Source organism: Thalassococcus profundi (genome assembly GCF_003344785.1).
In the GTDB taxonomy this organism is placed as follows: Bacteria; Pseudomonadota; Alphaproteobacteria; order Rhodobacterales; family Rhodobacteraceae; genus Puniceibacterium; species Puniceibacterium profundi.
In genome coordinates, this window is sequence record NZ_QPMK01000003.1 from 70,244 (window position 1) to 85,859 (window position 15,616).

The window sequence follows — 15,616 nt, forward strand, 5'->3', positions numbered from 1 at the left end:
CCTGGATAAACGTCGACCAGAACCGATCGCCAACTTAAAGGGCCGGGCGGGCCGCACCTTTACTTGAAGTTCCGGCTGTCCTTGATCTGGTCCCAGGCCCAGACGACCTCTTGCAGCTGTTCTTCCTGGCTGCGGTCGCCGCCGTTGATGTCGGGGTGCAGCACCTTGATCAGCGCCTTGTACGCCTTGCGCACATCCGCCTTGGACCAGCTGTCCTTGGCCTCGAGGATCTCGATGGCGCGGCGTTCGGTCGGGGGCAGGCGGCGGGTGGTGCTGCCGGTGGCGTTCCGGCCCGGATTGCGGGTCGCGTTATCGCCCAGAACCTGATGCGGATCCTCGATCCCCAGCCGTGCCCAGGCCCGGGCCTCGGGGTCGCGCCAGTCCTTGGTCTGGCGGTCCCAGACCTTGTCCTTGGAGGCCTGCGCGTTCATCTCGGCCTCGGTCTTGCCGTGGAAAAAGTCCCACTTGAGGTTGTATTCGCGCACGTGATCCTTACAGAACCAGTAATAGTCGTCGAGCACGTCCGGGGCCTTGGGGGCGCGGAACTTGCCCGGCTCTTCGCACCCTTCGTGGTCGCAGATGCGGGTCGAGGTTTCCGACGCGCCGGACATGCCGCGCCGGCCGCGGGGGTTCTTCTTCTTGGCCGACGACACCGACATGTCGAAACCGAAGGGATCAGACTTGCTCATGGGGGACACCTTTCCGACTCGGACGTCAGAGTTTAGACTATTCACCAGCAACGTGTAGGGGGCATGGCGGAAAAAATGACGCGGACTCAGGAAATCGAGACACGGCTGCGCGAGGCTTTGGCACCCAGCGCGCTGGAGGTGCGGGACGACTCGGAAAAGCATCGCGGCCACGCCGGATACCAGGAAGGCGGCGAAAGCCATTTTCACGTGGTGATCCGCTCTGCCGTTTTCGAGGGGCAGAGCCGCATCGCCCGTCACCGCGCCGTGCATGACGCGCTGGGCAAGGACCTGATGGGCCGGATTCACGCGCTGTCGCTGGACCTCGGGACGTGATCCGGCGCTGACCGGATTCCGTTCCGGGCAGGCGTTTCACGCCGCGTGACGGTCCAGGTGCCCGGCGCATTCCGCGGCCGCAAGGCATCGTCATGGCGGCAAGGACCCGATGGCGGCGGCATCCCGCCCGTCAGGGTTTGTCCGATGTGGCGCGTGCGGCGCGGGCGGCGAGAAAGCCGATGGGCTTGTCGACATCCTGCGTCTCTTCGACCCCGTTGTCGTCCGGATCGGCGGAGGCGGACGGGCTGGGCGTCGGCTTGGGCGGGTGCCAGTCTGCGTCGGGCACGGTCTCGGCCTCGGTCGCCCCGGTCTCTGCCGCCGCCTGGTCTTCTCGCACGGTCGCATCGGCTTTCGGAGTTTCGCCCGGATCGGCTTTTTCGGTTGCCGGTTCCGCCGTCGCAGGGGCACGCGTGGTCGGCGAGGTCAGGATCATCGGCGCCTGCGTCTCTGCGGGACGACGCGCCGCCACAAGACCCGCGGCCCCCAGCCCCGCGGGTCCCGGGCCCGCCGTGCCGGGCCGGGCGGAAGGCGGTGACGGTTCGGCGCCAGGGCGCGCGGGGCCTTCCAGCAGCGCCACCGGTTCCTCGCGGGCCAGGGGGCGGCGAAAGACCAGCAGATGCCGCCAGTGGCTCGCCGAGCCGGTGAGGCCCTGGCGTTCCTCGCTGGGCAGGGTCTCCGCGCGCTGGAATTCCCAGCCGTCCGCGCCCATCTCATTGAGCACCTGCTCCACCGTCAGGGCGAACCGCGCCTCGGGCGCCTTGACGCCCTTGGCCTTTTCGCCGCGCGCCGGTGCCGGCACCACCTTGTACTCATACCGCATCATCTGTCCCCTTGTCGGGCCGGACGGTAGCAATCCGGGGTCCGGGGGTCAGCCCCATATTTCCGGTCGATTCCTGCGGCCGGCCAAGTGTAGGGTGGGTTTGCAACCCACCGCACCTGGGGGGACGCGCCTCGGAAATGACCGTCACAAGCCGAGCTTTGCCGTGACGATCTGGTTGACCGCCGCCGGGTTGGCCTTGCCGCCCGTGGCCTTCATCACCTGGCCCACGAACCAGCCCGCCAGCTTGGGGTTCTCCTTGGCCTTCTCCACCTGCGCAGGGTTGGCGGCGATGACCTCGTCCACCGCCGTTTCGATGGCGCCGGTGTCGGTGACCTGCTTCAAGCCCTTTTCCTCGACGATCCGCGCGGGATCGCCTCCGTCGGTGTAGACGATCTCGAAGACGTCTTTGGCGATCTTGCCCGAGATGTCGCCGGATTTGATCAGCGCGATGATGCCGGCAAGCTGCGCCGGCGTGACCGGGCTGTCCTCGATGCTGTGATCCTCTTTCTTGAGGCGACCGAAAAGTTCGTTGATGACCCAGTTGGCCGAGAGCTTGCCGTCGCCCGAGGCCTCCACCACCGCTTCGAAATAGGCGGCATTGGCGGTTTCGGCGGTCAGCACCGAGGCATCGTATTCCGACAGGCCGAAATCCTTGACGAAGCGCGCCTTCTTCTGGTCCGGCAGTTCCGGCAGGGAGGCCTGGATGCCGTCGACCCAGCCCTGTTCGATTTCCAGCGGCAGCAGGTCGGGGTCGGGGAAGTAGCGATAATCATGCGCCTCTTCCTTGGAGCGCATCGACCGGGTCTCGTTCTTGTCGGGATCGTAGAGCCGGGTTTCCTGAACCACGGAGCCACCCGATTCCAGAAGCGCGATCTGGCGCCGCGCCTCGTAGTCGATGGCGGCCTGGATGAAGCGCATGGAGTTCATGTTCTTGATCTCGCAACGCGTGCCGAGGTGGCTGAAATCCTGCGTCTCCTGGTATTTCTCGTACTGGCCGGGACGGCAGACGCTGACGTTCACGTCGGCGCGCAGGTTGCCGTTCTGCATGTTGCCGTCGCAGGTGCCGAGGTAGCGCAGGATCTGGCGCAGCTTGACCACGTAGGCGGCGGCCTCTTCGGGGCCGCGGAGGTCGGGGCGGCTCACAATCTCCATCAGCGCCACGCCGGTGCGGTTGAGGTCCACGAAGCTCATGTTCGGGTCCATGTCGTGGATCGACTTGCCGGCGTCCTGCTCGATATGGATGCGCTCGATCCGGACGCGGCGGGCGATGCCCGGTTCCATGTCCACGATCACCTCGCCCTCGCCGACGATGGGGTGGTACAGCTGGCTGATCTGGTAGCCTTGCGGCAGGTCCGGATAGAAGTAGTTCTTGCGGTCGAAGGCGGACTTCAGGTTGATCTGCGCCTTGAGGCCCAAGCCCGTGCGCACCGCCTGTTCGACGCAGAATTCGTTGATCACCGGCAGCATCCCCGGCATCGCCGCGTCGACGAAGGCGACATGCGAATTGGGTTCGGCGCCAAAGCCGGTCGAGGCGCCGGAAAAGAGCTTGGCCTTGCTGGCGATCTGGGCGTGAACTTCCATCCCGATCACCAGTTCCCAGTCGTGTTTCGCCCCGGCGATCACCTTGGGTTTGGGCGCTTCAAAACTCAGATCAAGCATGGCTGTCGTCCTTTCCGGGCTGTTCCATCCGCTTTAGGACAGCGCCCCGGTCAGGGCAAGGGGCAGGCCCGGTCCGGGCCGTCCGCCGGTTATGGGGTGACCTGAGGCCCGTCGTCGGAAAAGACCACGCGGCCTCCGGCCAGGATGTCGGCGGCGAAGTGTTCGGCGATGGCCGACAGGGCCCGTACCCGTCCGCGACGGGTCCCGTCCTCGGTGCCCTTGACCGGCTTTTCATGGCTGGCGGCGGGGGCCGCGGCCCAGACCAGCGGGTGGATTTCGCGCAGATGGTCGCGCAGGATCCAGTCGAAGCAGCCGGCGATCCTTCCGCGGGCGCTGCCGGGCGCGGCCATGCCCGACAGCGTAAGCCCGGTGTAGGCGGCCATGACGTTGGCGGTGTGCTGGTCGTCGCGGCGGTCGAGGATGTCGTGCAGGCCCTCCACGAAAAACTCTGCATCGAGGCGGCGAAAGGCCATGGGATCGAGCGCCACCGCGTCGAAATAGATCCAGGTATAGGCCCCGGCGCCCCAGACTTCGCCGGTGCGGGCGGCGGTGCGGCGCGCCTCTGCATCCAGCGCCTCGTAGCTGCCGTACCAGCGCGGCAGAAGGTGGCGGCCGAACTGCCGCAGCGCGCCGTCGTTCTGCGGATCGAGGTCGATGAGGTCCTCGTAATCGTCGGCCATGCGCAGGCTGGGGCGGCTGTCGGCGTCGAGCAGCCCGCAGCGCAGCGCAGCGAGGCCGGGCGCATCCAGAAGGAAGGGGTCGAAGCGGTCGACGATGCGTGCGGCGGCGCGGTAATGCCCGAGGAAGGCCGCCTTGCGCGCCGCGGGCACCGCGTCGCGCGGGCTGTCGCCCAGCCAGGCCTGGCCGATGTCCATATGGGCCCGCGCCACCACTGTGGCGACGCCGTGATCCTCGCACAGTTCGCGCAGCACCTCCTCCAGGGCCTCGATCGGGTCGTTCGCGGCGCGTACGTCGCCGCGGCGCACCGCGTCGCGCCCGGCCTCGACCGCGTCGGCGCGGGCGCCGGCGGCCAAAAGATCGGCCAGCGACCGCCCTCCGGAGGTGCGCCGCCGCTGGGTGTCGAAGGTCCGCACCAGGCGACCGAGCTCGACCCAGTTTTCCTGCCGGGCCAGGTGCTGGCCCTGCGCGAAGACCCGCGTCGCTTCAAGTTCGTCTCGGGTGAGGTCGCGCACCGCGATCTCGATATTGGCGGGGCCGGGTTCGGGCCGCGGACGGCGGGTCGGTGCGGCCGGCGACGCGACGGGGCGCAGGGCCTGCAGGACCGGGGACAGGCGGGCGGTGAATGAACGCATCGGGGGCAGCTTTTCAGGCAGTGTCATGGGGCCGAAATTGCGCGTGCAATCTGGCTCAATAAAGGCGCGGACATGGAGCGGTTGGGCTTTCTTCCCGGCTTTCCTGAGGGGTGTCGCAGGATAGGCGATAATCTGTTTAAAAACCGGAAACGGGATCCGGTCGGAGCCTTCCCGCGCATCGGGTGCACAAAGCTTGCGCAAACTGCTGGAATCTGGGCACTCTGTGCGCCATGCGCCTGTCTGCCTTTGCCTTTCTACTGTCGTTTCTGCCCTCCGCCGGATGGCCGGGCGACCATGCGCCGGAACCCGCCGCCATGGTGGTCGAGACGCCCGACAATGCGGCGCTTCCCGAGGCCGTGGCGGAGGCGCCTGTGTCCGCGCAGGCGGTCGGCACGTCGGTGCGGCCGAAGGCGCGCAGCACCTTCCTGCCGCGGGCGCGCTGGTCCAACGCGGGGCGCGGGGCGATCTGGACGCGGTCGGCGATCTCGGCGCTGCGCAGCCACGCCAACGCCCTGCCGCGCACCGTGCCGCGCGACATCGACGACTGGTGCCCGGCCTATCGCACCGCCGGTTTGCGCGAACGCGAGGCGTTCTGGGTCGGGCTGATTTCGGCGCTGGCCAAGCACGAAAGCACCTATCGCCCCAGAGCCGTCGGCGGCGGCGGGCGCTGGCACGGGCTGCTGCAGATCCTGCCCGGCACGGCGCGGGGCTATGGCTGCCGCGCGCGCACCGGACCCGCGCTGCAGAACGCTCCGGCAAACCTGAGCTGCGCGCTGCGGATCATGGCGCGCACGGTGCAGCGGGACGGCGTGGTGTCACAGGGCATGCGCGGCGTCGCCGCCGACTGGGGCCCGTTCCACAGCCGGTCGAAGCGGCGCGACATGATGGCCTGGACGCGGGCGCAGACCTATTGCAAACCGATCTCGTCTGTCCGGCCGCGGGCGCGTCCGGCAGGTTAAACCGCACAGCGGCATCCGATTTGGAAAAAAAAGAGACGGCCCGACCGATGACCGGGCGGCGTGCTCAGGCCTTGAGCCAGAACGGGCGGCGGGTGCTGTGCAGCAGCGACACCGCCGGAGCGCTGGGACCGCCGAGCGCCAGGGTGGCGCGGCGCAGCATCTCGATCCCGTCTTCGGACCGCGCGGGCAGGGCACTGGCCGAGATCGGCTCTCCGACCGTCACGCGATAGGGCTGACGGTGCTTGTTGAGCGTCTCGTGAAAGAGGGTGATGTCGCGCAGCGTCGGGTGGATCAGGTCGAAGAGATAGAACAGCAACGAATTGCGCGCGCGGATGTGGATCGGAATGATCGGCAGGTCGAACTTGCGGGCGATCATCGCCGCCGAGGACATCCAGGGACGTTCGTGCAGGCTGAGCCCGCGCCGCTTCGCCAGACGCCCGGCGGGAAAAATCACGCCCAGGCGGCCTTCGGCGGTCGCCTTGCGGGTGTATTGCATGGTTTCGCGGGTCTTGGCGTGGCTGCGCTTTTCGGTGCGCCATTCCACCGGCGCGATCATGTCCTGCATCTGTGGCAGGACGCGCAGGATGTCGTGGTTTGCGAAGTAATAGGCATCGGGCCGGTGCGCGGCGATCAGGTGATGCAGCATGATCCCGTCGGCGATGCCGGTGGGGTGGTTGGCGACGATCAGCGCCGCCCCGTGTTTCGGTATGTGACCCAGCCCCGCGACCTCGACGTCGCGCGCCAACAGCTGCGCCATGGCCGACATGATCTCGTCACTCGGCCTGTCCCGGAACGTCTCGGCCAGCGCGACGGTCCGGTCATACCCCAACACCCGGTTGAGCGCGGACCGCGCGACCCGAGTGCCGGGACGGCTGGCAAAGAGCCACGGGGCGCGTTCCTGGATCAGCGGGTCGATACGGTCTTGCATGGCAGTCTCAAATCAGGGTTCTGCGACACGTGCGTGACAGGTGACGCGCGGAGGCCCTGACATCAAGGCATTTTTCGCGGCCCGTCACCAGCGGCACAAACTGGCTTACGATCTGGTTAACGCGCGCGATCCGCCGCCGGTTCCCGAAAAAAGTCACGGTTCAGAAAGGTGAGAAGGGATGGCGTTCGAGCCGCAGCCCAGCCCGGGTCGCCGCTTCTTCGAGCTTTGGGCCGGGCGGAACGCAGTCGGGCGGCAGGCGTTGCCTGCTGCCGTCATCGAGCTGTACCGACAGCCGCAGGCTGCCGTCAAAGCGCCGGTCCAGCCGCAGGTGATCGATCCGCGTGAGCGCGATGTGGCCCGTCGAAGTGCCGCTCTGCCAGGTCAGCCCGGTGTCGTCGAGCACGAGGCGCGCGACCTTGCCGGTGATCAGCTCCCAGAGCAGGGGCAGGGTGAACAGACCCAGCCCCGCGACGATCCAGGTTTCGGCATCGAGCCACAGCCACCCGCCGGCCAGAATGGCCCAGGCGGACACGAGGCCAAGCACGGCGCGCGGGCTGCGGGCGGGGGACGCGTAATCAAGACGCATGGTATCGCCGGTGCGTCAGGGCCCGACGCAGGCCGGCGCGGATCACCCGAGCATCCGCGTCACCATCTCGGTGCTGTCGCGGCTCAGGCCGGGCGTGTCGGCGATGCGGGTGAGCGCGGCGCGCATCCTTGCCTGCCGGTCGGCGTCGTAGCGCCGCCAGGTCTGGAAGGCGCTGCACATCCGCGCGGCGGTCTGCGGGTTCTTGGCATCGAGCTTGATCAGCCAGTCGGCCAGCTGGTCGTAGCCCGCGCCATCCGCCCGGTGAAAGCCCGCATGGTTGCCCGCCAGCGCGCCAAAGACCGCGCGGAACCGGTTGGGATTCTTCATGTCGAAGGCCGGGTGCTCGGTCAGCAGGCCCGCCATCTCGACCGCCATCGCGGGCGGGGCATAGGCGATCTGCACGCCGAACCACTTGTCCATCACCAGCCGGTCGTGCCGCCATTGCTTTTCGAAGGCGCGCAGGGCGCTGTCGGCGGCGCCGATGGTGATGAGGCTGGTCAGGGCCGACAGCTGCGCGGTCATGTTGTCGGCGCCGTCGAATTGCGCCTGCGCGGCGGCGCCTCCGTCGAGCCGGCTTTGCATCGCCAGCAGCGACGATCCCAGCGCGCGCTTGCCGGCCTGTTCCGCATCGGGACGGAAAGGCGCGGTGACCTCGGTTTCGCGAGCCAGCATGGGCAGGTCTGCCTGCCAGAGCTCCGCGCGGGTCTGCCGGTGCGCCTCGGCCGCGGCGTGGATGGAGTCGGGATCGGGCGTGACACCGCGCTGGTGCAGCGCCTGCGCCAGTTCCGACTGCGACGGCAGGCCCAGCAGCAGCGCGCGGTAGGCAGGGTCCTGCGCGGCGTTCTTGACCACCTCGAGCAGCGCCGACAGCCATGCGGTGTCCGGGCCGGCCTCGGCCCCGGTGATCGACGCGATCAGCGACTCCTGCGCCAGCGCGCGATTGGCTTCCCAGCGGTTGAACGGGTCGGTGTCATGGGCCAGCAGGAACAGCCGTTCCTGCCGCGACGCTGCGCGTTCCAGCACCACCGGCGCGGAAAAGCCGCGCAGGACCGAGGCCACGGGGCGCTCGGACAATCCCCCGAAATCAAAGCTTTGTTCCGCTTCCGTCATCTCGAGCAGCGTCGTCGGCACGACCTCGTCACCACTCGGCGAAAGCAGTCCTACGGCGATGGGCAGCACCTGCGGCAGCTTTTCGTCCTGACCCGGCGTCGGCGGCGTGCGCTGTTTAAAGGTGAGCGTGAAGGTGCCGTTCTCGAACCGTTCCGCGACCTGCAGATGGGGCGTGCCGCTCTGGCTGTACCAGCGTTTGAACTGGGTCAGATCCCGGCCCGTCACGTCCTCGAAGACCTTGAGCCAGTCCTCGATGGTGCAGGCCTGCCCGTCGTGCCGGTCGAAATAGAGCGTGAGCGCCTTGGCATAGACCTCGTCCCCCACAAGGCGCTTCAGCATCCCGATCACCTCGGCGCCCTTCTCGTAGACCGTCGCGGTGTAGAAGTTGTTGATTTCCTGAAAGCTTTCGGGCCGGACGGGATGCGACAGCGGCCCTTGGTCCTCGGGGAACTGACGCGCGCGCAGGTCGATCACGTCGCCGATGCGCTTCACAGGGGCCGAGCGCATGTCGGAGGTGAATTCGCTGTCGCGGTAGACCGTCAGCCCCTCCTTGAGGCAGAGTTGGAACCAGTCGCGGCAGGTGATGCGGTTGCCGGTCCAGTTGTGGAAATACTCATGCGCGATGATCGCCTCGATCCGCTCGAAATTGGCATCGGTGCTGGTCTCGGGGCTGGCGAGGACGGCGGCGGAGTTGAAGATGTTGAGCCCCTTGTTCTCCATCGCGCCCATGTTGAAATCGTCGACCGCCACGACGTTGAAGATGTCGAGGTCGTATTCGCGCCCGTAGACCTCTTCGTCCCAGCGCATCGACGCTTTCAGCGCCTGCATCCCGAAGGCGCATTTGCCCTCGTCACCGGGGCGGACCCAGATGTTGAGCTCCACCTCCTTGCCGGACATGGTGGTGAAGCGGTCGGGGTGGTTCACGAGGTCGCCCGCCACGAGCGCGAAAAGGTAGGCGGGCTTGGGCCAGGGGTCGTGCCATTCCGCCCAGCCCTCGCCACTGTCCACCGGGTTGCCGTTCGACAAAAGCACCGGGTGCGGGCCTTCGATGCGGACGGTGAAGACCGCCATGACGTCGGGCCGGTCCGGGTAGAAGGTGATCTTGCGGAACCCTTCCGCCTCGCATTGGGTGCAGTACATGCCGTTCGACATGTAGAGCCCTTCGAGCGCGGTGTTGCTCTCGGGCGCGATTTCGACCTCGGCCTCCCAGATGAAGGGGCCGTCGGGCACGGTGCAGCGCAGGCCCTGATCGCTGAGCTGCGGCGTGACCGCCGCGCCGTCGATCTTTGCCCAAAGCAGCGTCAGCTCTTCGCCATGCAGAAAGAAGTCGCGGTCCTGCGCCTCGGGGTTCGGGGCGAAACGGATGCGGCTTTGCACACGCGTCTTTCCGGGATCGAGGCGGACGGTCAGGTGAACGTCTTCGACCCCGTAGCCGAAGGGGGTGTAATCGGCCAGGTAGACGGTCTGCGGCGCGGCGTCTTTCATTGAAATCACTCCGGTTTTTCAAGGCAAAGGGCGGAACTTTGCGGCTGGCCAAGTGTTAGGCTGACTAAGGGGGTGCTTCAACAGCGCCCCGCCAAGATATTGTGAAAAGGAAATGGTATGTCTGCTCCCGACACCAATGTGAAAAAGCAGGAAAAAGCTCATAAACCATCGCTTCTGGGCATCAAGGGCGTTTTGGTCTTTGCCGGCGTCTTGCTTGCGGGCCTGATCGTCTGGACCTTTGTTCAAAGCGACGGCGTGGACGGATCCGATGTTCAGGTCGATAGCCGCACCGGCGAAGTTGTCGGAACCGAATAACACCTTACTTCGTCCCGCATGACGACACTTCTGTGGTTCAAGCGGGACTTGCGATTGGCCGATCACCCGGCCTTGCACAGGGCGCTGCGTTTCGCAGCGCCTTTTGCATTGTATATCGTCGAGCCGGAGTATTGGCGGCTTGACGATAGCTCGGGGCGGCAATGGGCGTTCCTGCGCGAAAGCCTTGCCGATCTGCGCCGCGATCTTCAGGGGCGTGGCAGCGATCTGGTGATCCGGCAGGGGGACGCGGTCGAGGTTCTGGCCGCCGTGCAGGCCGAGACCGGGTTCGGCCGCATCGTCAGCCACGAGGAAACCGGCAACGGCTGGACCTTCGCGCGCGACAAGCGGGTCGCCGCCTGGGCGCGCAAAGCGGGCGTGGTGTGGGACGAACTGCCGCAATCCGGGGTGGTGCGCCGGCTCGACACCCGCGACCGCTGGGCGGCGCAGCGCAACCGGTTCATGGCGCAGGACCCCTTGCCCGCGCCCGAGGCCTTGCCGCCTGTGCCCGTCGATCCGGGCCCTTTGCCCAAGCTCGACCTGCCCGATGACTGCCCCGGGCGCCAGACCGGCGGACGCCGCGCCGCCGAGGCTTTGCTGGCCAGCTTTCTGCAGGAGCGCGGCCAGACTTACCGCCGCGCCATGTCATCGCCGCTAGAGGGGGCGGACGCCTGTTCGCGGCTCAGCCCGCATCTGGCGGTCGGCACGCTGTCGGTGCGCGAGGCGGTGCAGGCGACGGCAGCGGCGCAGCGCGCACGGCGCGGCACGCGGGATGGCTGGCTGGGCAGTCTCAAGAGCTTCCAGTCGCGACTCGCCTGGCGCGATCACTTCATGCAGAAGCTCGAGGACGAACCGGCCATCGAGTGGGAGCAGATGCACGCCGGGTGCCGTGGCCTCCGCCCGGCCGAACCGGACGCGGACAACCTTGCCGCCTGGTGCGAAGGGCGCACCGGTGTCCCCTTCGTCGACGCCTGCATGCGCTCGCTCAACGCCACCGGCTGGCTCAATTTCCGCATGCGCTCGATGCTGATGAGCTTTGCCGCCTATCACCTCTGGCTCGACTGGCGCGCGCCGGGGCTGCACCTTGCCCGGATGTTCACCGATTACGAGCCGGGCATCCACTGGAGCCAGGTGCAGATGCAGTCGGGCACGACGGGCATCAACACGCCCCGCATCTACAACCCGGTGAAACAGGGCCACGACCAGGACCCCGAAGGCGTGTTCACCCGCCGCTGGGTGCCGGAACTGGCCGAGGTGCCGGACAAGGTCCTGCAAGAGCCGTGGCGCTGGGAGCGGGCCGGGACGCTGGACTATCCCGCGCCCATCGTCGACGTGGCCGAGGCCGCGCGCGAGGCGCGCAGCAGGATCTGGTCGCTGCGTGGCGATGCCCGCTTCCGCGCGGAATCGCAGCGGGTTGTGACGAAACACGCCAGTCGCAAGGACGGCTCGGGCCATTTCGTCGACGACCGCGCGCCCCGGCGCAAGCCGCGCAAGACCTCGCCCGATCAGTTGAAGCTGGACCTCTGACATGCCGAAGCAGCGCCGCAAATCCGACCTGCCGTCTAAGATCTGTGCCACCTGCGGGCGGCCCTTCGCCTGGCGCAAGAAGTGGGAAAAGGTTTGGGACGAAGTGCGCTATTGCAGCGACCGTTGCCGGGCGGCGCGCAAATCTCAGTCAGCGCCCACGTGACGTGCCAGCTTGCCCAGGGTCTGATGGCCCAGGTCTACCGCGCCGAAGCCCTTGGCCTCCTCGTATTCCCGCGTCGTGGCGAAGATCATGGTCAGCGTCACCCGCGTGCGGCCGCCCAATTCCTCGAAACGGGCGGTGGCGTCGGCGTGTTTCGGGCCGTTTTCGCCCCTGTGCAGGGTGTAGACGATGCCGTCCGAGAGGTTGAAGCGGGCGTATTTGTGGTGGTTGGGATAGACCGTGCCATCGGGTCCGATCATGTCGAAGACCCATTCGCCGCCGTCGCGCAGGTCGATCCGCATCGTGCGGCAGCTGAAGCCCTCGGGCCCCCACCAGCGGGGCAGGGCGTCCGGATCGGACCAGGCGGCCCAGACCTTGCGGACAGGCGCCGCGATCTCTCGGGTCAGGACCATGGTGCGGTTCGCTGCGTCCGTGTCAGTCATCCTCGAGGTCCTTCTTCAGAATGTGCGCTTCCATGCGGTCAAGCCGCGCGATCCAGATTGCTCGCTGCGCCTCCATCCAATCGCGCGCGGCGTCCATCGGGTCGGGCACCGCGTGGCACAGGCGGGCGCGCCCGGCCTTTTCGGTCCGGACCAGTCCGCCCTCGGCCAGAACGGCGATGTGGCGCATGACCGTCGGCAGGGCCATGCCGGTGGGTTCCGCCAGTTCCGAGACGGTCGCGGGGCCGTGCGCCAGCCGCTCCACGATCCCGCGCCGGGTCGGGTCCGAGAGGGCGTGGAACAGGCGGTCGAGTCTGGGGTCATGTTTAGTCATGTGACTAAGTAAAGACCTTGCAGCCGCTCTGTCAAGAATGTTGAGTCATTCGGCTAAGTTTTCGGAGGCATACGCCGGCGCGGACCCGAGGCCCTGGCCTGTGCGTCGTCGAGCCGGTCCGCCGGTGACAGTCTCCGCTTTCTCCGCTCCGATCCCGTCCCACCGATTTATCGAGGCGATAAATCCGCCCAAGCCTGTTGCCTATCGGAAACCCGTTTCCTAAGACTGTGCACGAATGCATACCGTGACGACGCGAAGGAGTCCCCATGACCGACCGCATCACCCGCTTTGACCTGCAGATCGATACGATCCTGCATGATTTCATCGAAACCTCTGCGCTTCCGGGCACCGGTGTCGAGTCTGACGCCTTCTGGAAGGGGCTTTCCGACCTGCTGCATGACTTCGGTCCGAAGAACGCGGCGCTTCTCCAGAACCGCGCCGACCTGCAGGCCAAGATCGATCAGTGGCACATCGCGCGTGCCAACCAGCCGCACGATCACAATGCCTACAAGGCGTTCCTCGAAGAAATCGGCTACCTTCTGCCAGAGGGCGAGGATTTCGAGATCGATACCGCCAACACCGACCCCGAGATCGCCACGGTGCCGGGACCGCAGCTGGTGGTGCCGATCACCAACGCCCGCTACGCGCTCAACGCCGCCAATGCCCGCTGGGGCAGCCTCTATGACGGGTTCTACGGCACCGATGCCATGGGCAGCCCGGCGCCAAAAGGCGGCTACGACAAGGGCCGCGGCGCACGCGTCGTGGCGCGGTCACGGGTGTTCCTTGACGAGGCCTTTCCGATCGACGGCGGCAGCCATGCGGATGCCCGACGCTACCACGTCCACCAGGGCCAGCTGCTGGTCGACGACACGCCGCTTGCCGATCCGTCGAAATTCGTCGGCTACACCGGCCACCCCCGTGCGCCGGAGAAGGTGGTACTGCGCAACAACGGATTGCACGTGGAGCTGGTCTTCGACCGCACCCACCGGATCGGCGCGCGCGACCAGTGCGGGCTGGCGGATGTGCAGCTTGAATCGGCGATCTCGGCGATCATGGACTGCGAGGATTCCGTCGCCTGCGTCGATGGCGAGGACAAGACGCTGGCCTATGCCAACTGGCTGGGGCTGATGAAGGGCGACCTCTCCGAGACCTTCGAGAAGGGCGGCGAGACGGTGACCCGCAAGCTCAACCCCGACCGCGTCTATACCGCGCCGGACGGGCAGGGCACCGTGACCGTGAAGGGCCGGGCGCTGATGCTGGTGCGCAACGTCGGCCACCTGATGACCAACCCCGCGATCCTCGACCGCGATGGCAACGAGACCTACGAGGGTCTGATGGACGCCATGGTCACGGCGCTCATTGCCAAGCACGACCTTGCCAAGGCTGACGGCCCGCGCAATTCGACCAAAGGCTCGGTCTACGTGGTCAAGCCCAAGATGCACGGCCCCGACGAGGTGGCCTTTGCGGACGAGACCTTCACCTTCGTCGAAAAGGTGCTGGGCCTGCCGCAGAACACCGTGAAGCTCGGGATCATGGACGAGGAACGCCGCACCTCCGTGAACCTCAAGCAGTGCATCCGCGCCGCGAAGTCGCGCGTCGCCTTCATCAACACCGGTTTCCTCGACCGCACCGGGGACGAGATCCACACCTCGATGGAAGCCGGGCCGTTCAGCCGCAAGGACTTCATCAAGCGCAAGGCCTGGATCGGCGGCTACGAGAACCGCAATGTCGATATCGGTCTGGAATGCGGCCTGAGCGGCAAGGCGCAGATCGGCAAGGGCATGTGGGCCATGCCGGACCTGATGGCGGCGATGATCGAGCAGAAGATCGAACACCCGAAGGCCGGGGCGAACTGCGCCTGGGTGCCGTCGCCCACCGCCGCGACGCTGCATGCGCTGCATTACCACAAGGTCGACGTCTTCGCGGTGCAGGACAAGCTGCGCAAGGGCGGGCGACGGGCGCATGTTGACACGGTGCTGGACATCCCGCTGGCGGCGTTCAAGAAATGGGGCGAGGACCAGGTGCTGCGCGAGGTCGAGAACAACGCGCAAGGCATCCTGGGCTACGTGGTTCGCTGGATCGACCAGGGCGTCGGCTGCTCCAAGGTGCCGGACATGAACGACGTGGGCCTGATGGAGGACCGCGCAACCTGCCGCATCTCGGCCCAGCACATCGCCAACTGGCTGCATCACGGCGTCGTCAGCCGCGACCAGGTGATGGCCGCGCTCAAGCGCATGGCCGAGGTGGTGGACCAGCAGAACGCGGGCGACGCGGCCTACCGGCCGATGGCGCCGGGCTATGACGGTATCGCCTTCCAGGCCGCCTGCGACCTGGTGTTCGACGGCCGCGAACAGCCCTCGGGCTACACCGAACCGGTGCTGCACAAGCGCCGGCTGGAACTCAAGGCGCAGTAAGGAGGCAGACCATGGCGACGCTCACCCTCAGCCGCGCCCGCACGATCATCCGCAAGACGCTGGAGGCGGGCCGCGAACGCGACTTGCAGCCGCTGGCGGTGGTGGTGCTGGACGCGGGCGGCCATGTGGTCGCTTTCGAACGTTCCGACGGTGCCAGCGCCGGGCGTTTCGCCATCGCTCATGGCAAGGCCTACGGCGCGGTGATGATGGGCCTGCCCGGATCGGACCTGCAGGCGAGGGCGGCGGCGAACCCGGCCTTCATGGGCGCGCTCAACGGCGCCTTCGGCGGGGCGATCGTGCCGGTTCCGGGCGGCATCCTGGTGCGCGACGCCCGCGGCCGTCTGCTGGGGGCCGTGGGGGTGACCGGCGACACCTCGGACAACGATGCGCAAGCCGGACAGGCAGGGATCGAGGCGGCGCGGCTGGTGGCGGAGATCTGATCGCTGCCGCCCGGGCACCGGTGCGGAGGGCGTGAACCATGCCGTACCGTGTCGGCGCGGACCTGACACGGTTCCGCCGATTGCCCGGCCCTGTCGCTGACGTGGAG

Annotated in this window: 16 protein-coding genes; 7 read left to right on the top strand and 9 right to left on the bottom strand. The window is 67.2% G+C overall.

Features of this window, described 5'->3' with window-relative positions:
* Positions 1 to 59: 59 nt before the first annotated feature.
* A complete protein-coding gene (locus DU478_RS04660) occupies positions 60 to 689 on the bottom strand; it encodes a DnaJ domain-containing protein (RefSeq protein WP_114509789.1) in 630 nt (209 codons plus the stop codon).
* A 75-nt stretch (positions 690 to 764) separates the two neighbouring features.
* Between DU478_RS04660 and DU478_RS04665 the strand changes: the two genes are divergently transcribed.
* A complete protein-coding gene (locus tag DU478_RS04665; protein WP_114510220.1) occupies positions 765 to 1,022 on the top strand; it encodes a BolA family protein in 258 nt (85 codons plus the stop codon).
* Positions 1,023 to 1,152: 130 nt separating this feature from the next.
* On the opposite strand, the gene DU478_RS23690 is transcribed toward DU478_RS04665, so the two are convergent.
* The 3 genes from DU478_RS23690 to DU478_RS04680 all read right to left on the bottom strand — a co-directional run bounded on the left by DU478_RS23690 (position 1,153) and on the right by DU478_RS04680 (position 4,814).
* Entirely contained in the window at positions 1,153 to 1,842 is a 690-nt protein-coding gene (locus DU478_RS23690; RefSeq protein ID WP_407703148.1) for a DUF4177 domain-containing protein, read from the bottom strand.
* A gap of 144 nt (positions 1,843 to 1,986) precedes the next feature.
* Positions 1,987 to 3,501 carry an Asp-tRNA(Asn)/Glu-tRNA(Gln) amidotransferase subunit GatB gene (gatB, locus tag DU478_RS04675; RefSeq protein ID WP_114509791.1) on the bottom strand — a complete coding sequence of 505 codons (1,515 nt, stop codon included), beginning with the start codon at positions 3,499 to 3,501 and terminating at the stop codon, positions 1,987 to 1,989.
* An 89-nt stretch (positions 3,502 to 3,590) separates the two neighbouring features.
* Positions 3,591 to 4,814, bottom strand: a complete 1,224-nt coding sequence (locus DU478_RS04680; RefSeq protein WP_114509792.1) for a hypothetical protein — start codon at positions 4,812 to 4,814, stop codon at positions 3,591 to 3,593.
* A 230-nt stretch (positions 4,815 to 5,044) separates the two neighbouring features.
* Here DU478_RS04680 and DU478_RS04685 point away from each other — a divergent pair, with 230 nt between their 5' ends.
* Complete coding sequence (locus DU478_RS04685) at positions 5,045 to 5,773, top strand: transglycosylase SLT domain-containing protein (RefSeq protein WP_325048088.1); 729 nt, start codon at positions 5,045 to 5,047, stop codon at positions 5,771 to 5,773.
* A 64-nt stretch (positions 5,774 to 5,837) separates the two neighbouring features.
* On the opposite strand, the gene DU478_RS04690 is transcribed toward DU478_RS04685, so the two are convergent.
* From DU478_RS04690 to pepN, 3 genes are all read right to left on the bottom strand, one after another.
* Complete coding sequence (locus tag DU478_RS04690; protein ID WP_114509793.1) at positions 5,838 to 6,701, bottom strand: lysophospholipid acyltransferase family protein; 864 nt, start codon at positions 6,699 to 6,701, stop codon at positions 5,838 to 5,840.
* 160 nt (positions 6,702 to 6,861) lie between these two features.
* Positions 6,862 to 7,287 carry a hypothetical protein gene (locus DU478_RS04695; protein ID WP_114509794.1) on the bottom strand — a complete coding sequence of 142 codons (426 nt, stop codon included), beginning with the start codon at positions 7,285 to 7,287 and terminating at the stop codon, positions 6,862 to 6,864.
* Positions 7,288 to 7,329: 42 nt separating this feature from the next.
* Positions 7,330 to 9,882, bottom strand: coding sequence for an aminopeptidase N (gene pepN / locus DU478_RS04700; protein WP_114509795.1), 2,553 nt, complete (start codon positions 9,880 to 9,882; stop codon positions 7,330 to 7,332).
* Positions 9,883 to 9,999: 117 nt separating this feature from the next.
* Here pepN and DU478_RS04705 point away from each other — a divergent pair, with 117 nt between their 5' ends.
* From DU478_RS04705 to DU478_RS04715, 3 genes are read left to right on the top strand one after another with little or no spacing between them, the layout of a single operon-like run.
* Positions 10,000 to 10,197 (top strand): hypothetical protein, encoded by a 198-nt coding sequence (locus DU478_RS04705; RefSeq protein WP_114509796.1) that lies wholly within the window; start codon positions 10,000 to 10,002, stop codon positions 10,195 to 10,197.
* An 18-nt stretch (positions 10,198 to 10,215) separates the two neighbouring features.
* Positions 10,216 to 11,721: an FAD-binding domain-containing protein gene (locus DU478_RS04710; protein ID WP_114509797.1), complete on the top strand. Its 1,506-nt coding sequence runs from the start codon at positions 10,216 to 10,218 to the stop codon at positions 11,719 to 11,721.
* A gap of 1 nt (position 11,722) precedes the next feature.
* Complete coding sequence (locus DU478_RS04715) at positions 11,723 to 11,884, top strand: DUF2256 domain-containing protein (protein ID WP_114509798.1); 162 nt, start codon at positions 11,723 to 11,725, stop codon at positions 11,882 to 11,884.
* Here DU478_RS04715 and DU478_RS04720 read toward each other — a convergent pair.
* Both DU478_RS04720 and DU478_RS04725 read right to left on the bottom strand, forming a co-directional pair.
* Positions 11,866 to 12,324, bottom strand: coding sequence for an SRPBCC domain-containing protein (locus tag DU478_RS04720; RefSeq protein WP_114509799.1), 459 nt, complete (start codon positions 12,322 to 12,324; stop codon positions 11,866 to 11,868). The two genes, DU478_RS04715 and DU478_RS04720, sit on opposite strands and share 19 nt — an antisense overlap.
* A complete protein-coding gene (locus DU478_RS04725; RefSeq protein ID WP_114509800.1) occupies positions 12,317 to 12,655 on the bottom strand; it encodes an ArsR/SmtB family transcription factor in 339 nt (112 codons plus the stop codon). The genes DU478_RS04720 and DU478_RS04725 overlap by 8 nt, the downstream gene beginning before the upstream one ends.
* 266 nt (positions 12,656 to 12,921) lie before the next feature.
* On the opposite strand from DU478_RS04725, the gene DU478_RS04730 reads away from it, so the two are divergent.
* A complete protein-coding gene (locus tag DU478_RS04730) occupies positions 12,922 to 15,069 on the top strand; it encodes a malate synthase G (RefSeq protein ID WP_114509801.1) in 2,148 nt (715 codons plus the stop codon).
* 11 nt (positions 15,070 to 15,080) lie between these two features.
* Positions 15,081 to 15,509 (top strand): GlcG/HbpS family heme-binding protein, encoded by a 429-nt coding sequence (locus tag DU478_RS04735; RefSeq protein ID WP_114509802.1) that lies wholly within the window; start codon positions 15,081 to 15,083, stop codon positions 15,507 to 15,509.
* Positions 15,510 to 15,616 lie beyond the last annotated feature (107 nt).

What these genes read in the sequence shown, in the direction of transcription:
- DU478_RS04665 (WP_114510220.1), top strand. Translation starts at nt 765, where the DNA reads ATGACGCGGACTCAGGAAATCGAGACACGGCTGCGCGAGGCTTTGGCA.
- DU478_RS04660 (WP_114509789.1), bottom strand. Translation starts at nt 689, where the DNA reads ATGAGCAAGTCTGATCCCTTCGGTTTCGACATGTCGGTGTCGTCGGCC.
- DU478_RS04730 (WP_114509801.1), top strand. Translation starts at nt 12,922, where the DNA reads ATGACCGACCGCATCACCCGCTTTGACCTGCAGATCGATACGATCCTG.
- DU478_RS23690 (WP_407703148.1), bottom strand. Translation starts at nt 1,842, where the DNA reads ATGCGGTATGAGTACAAGGTGGTGCCGGCACCGGCGCGCGGCGAAAAG.
- DU478_RS04735 (WP_114509802.1), top strand. Translation starts at nt 15,081, where the DNA reads ATGGCGACGCTCACCCTCAGCCGCGCCCGCACGATCATCCGCAAGACG.
- DU478_RS04685 (WP_325048088.1), top strand. Translation starts at nt 5,045, where the DNA reads ATGCGCCTGTCTGCCTTTGCCTTTCTACTGTCGTTTCTGCCCTCCGCC.
- pepN (WP_114509795.1), bottom strand. Translation starts at nt 9,882, where the DNA reads ATGAAAGACGCCGCGCCGCAGACCGTCTACCTGGCCGATTACACCCCC.
- DU478_RS04715 (WP_114509798.1), top strand. Translation starts at nt 11,723, where the DNA reads ATGCCGAAGCAGCGCCGCAAATCCGACCTGCCGTCTAAGATCTGTGCC.
- DU478_RS04690 (WP_114509793.1), bottom strand. Translation starts at nt 6,701, where the DNA reads ATGCAAGACCGTATCGACCCGCTGATCCAGGAACGCGCCCCGTGGCTC.
- gatB (WP_114509791.1), bottom strand. Translation starts at nt 3,501, where the DNA reads ATGCTTGATCTGAGTTTTGAAGCGCCCAAACCCAAGGTGATCGCCGGG.
- DU478_RS04705 (WP_114509796.1), top strand. Translation starts at nt 10,000, where the DNA reads ATGTCTGCTCCCGACACCAATGTGAAAAAGCAGGAAAAAGCTCATAAA.
- DU478_RS04710 (WP_114509797.1), top strand. Translation starts at nt 10,216, where the DNA reads ATGACGACACTTCTGTGGTTCAAGCGGGACTTGCGATTGGCCGATCAC.
- DU478_RS04725 (WP_114509800.1), bottom strand. Translation starts at nt 12,655, where the DNA reads ATGACTAAACATGACCCCAGACTCGACCGCCTGTTCCACGCCCTCTCG.
- DU478_RS04720 (WP_114509799.1), bottom strand. Translation starts at nt 12,324, where the DNA reads ATGACTGACACGGACGCAGCGAACCGCACCATGGTCCTGACCCGAGAG.
- DU478_RS04695 (WP_114509794.1), bottom strand. Translation starts at nt 7,287, where the DNA reads ATGCGTCTTGATTACGCGTCCCCCGCCCGCAGCCCGCGCGCCGTGCTT.
- DU478_RS04680 (WP_114509792.1), bottom strand. Translation starts at nt 4,814, where the DNA reads ATGCGTTCATTCACCGCCCGCCTGTCCCCGGTCCTGCAGGCCCTGCGC.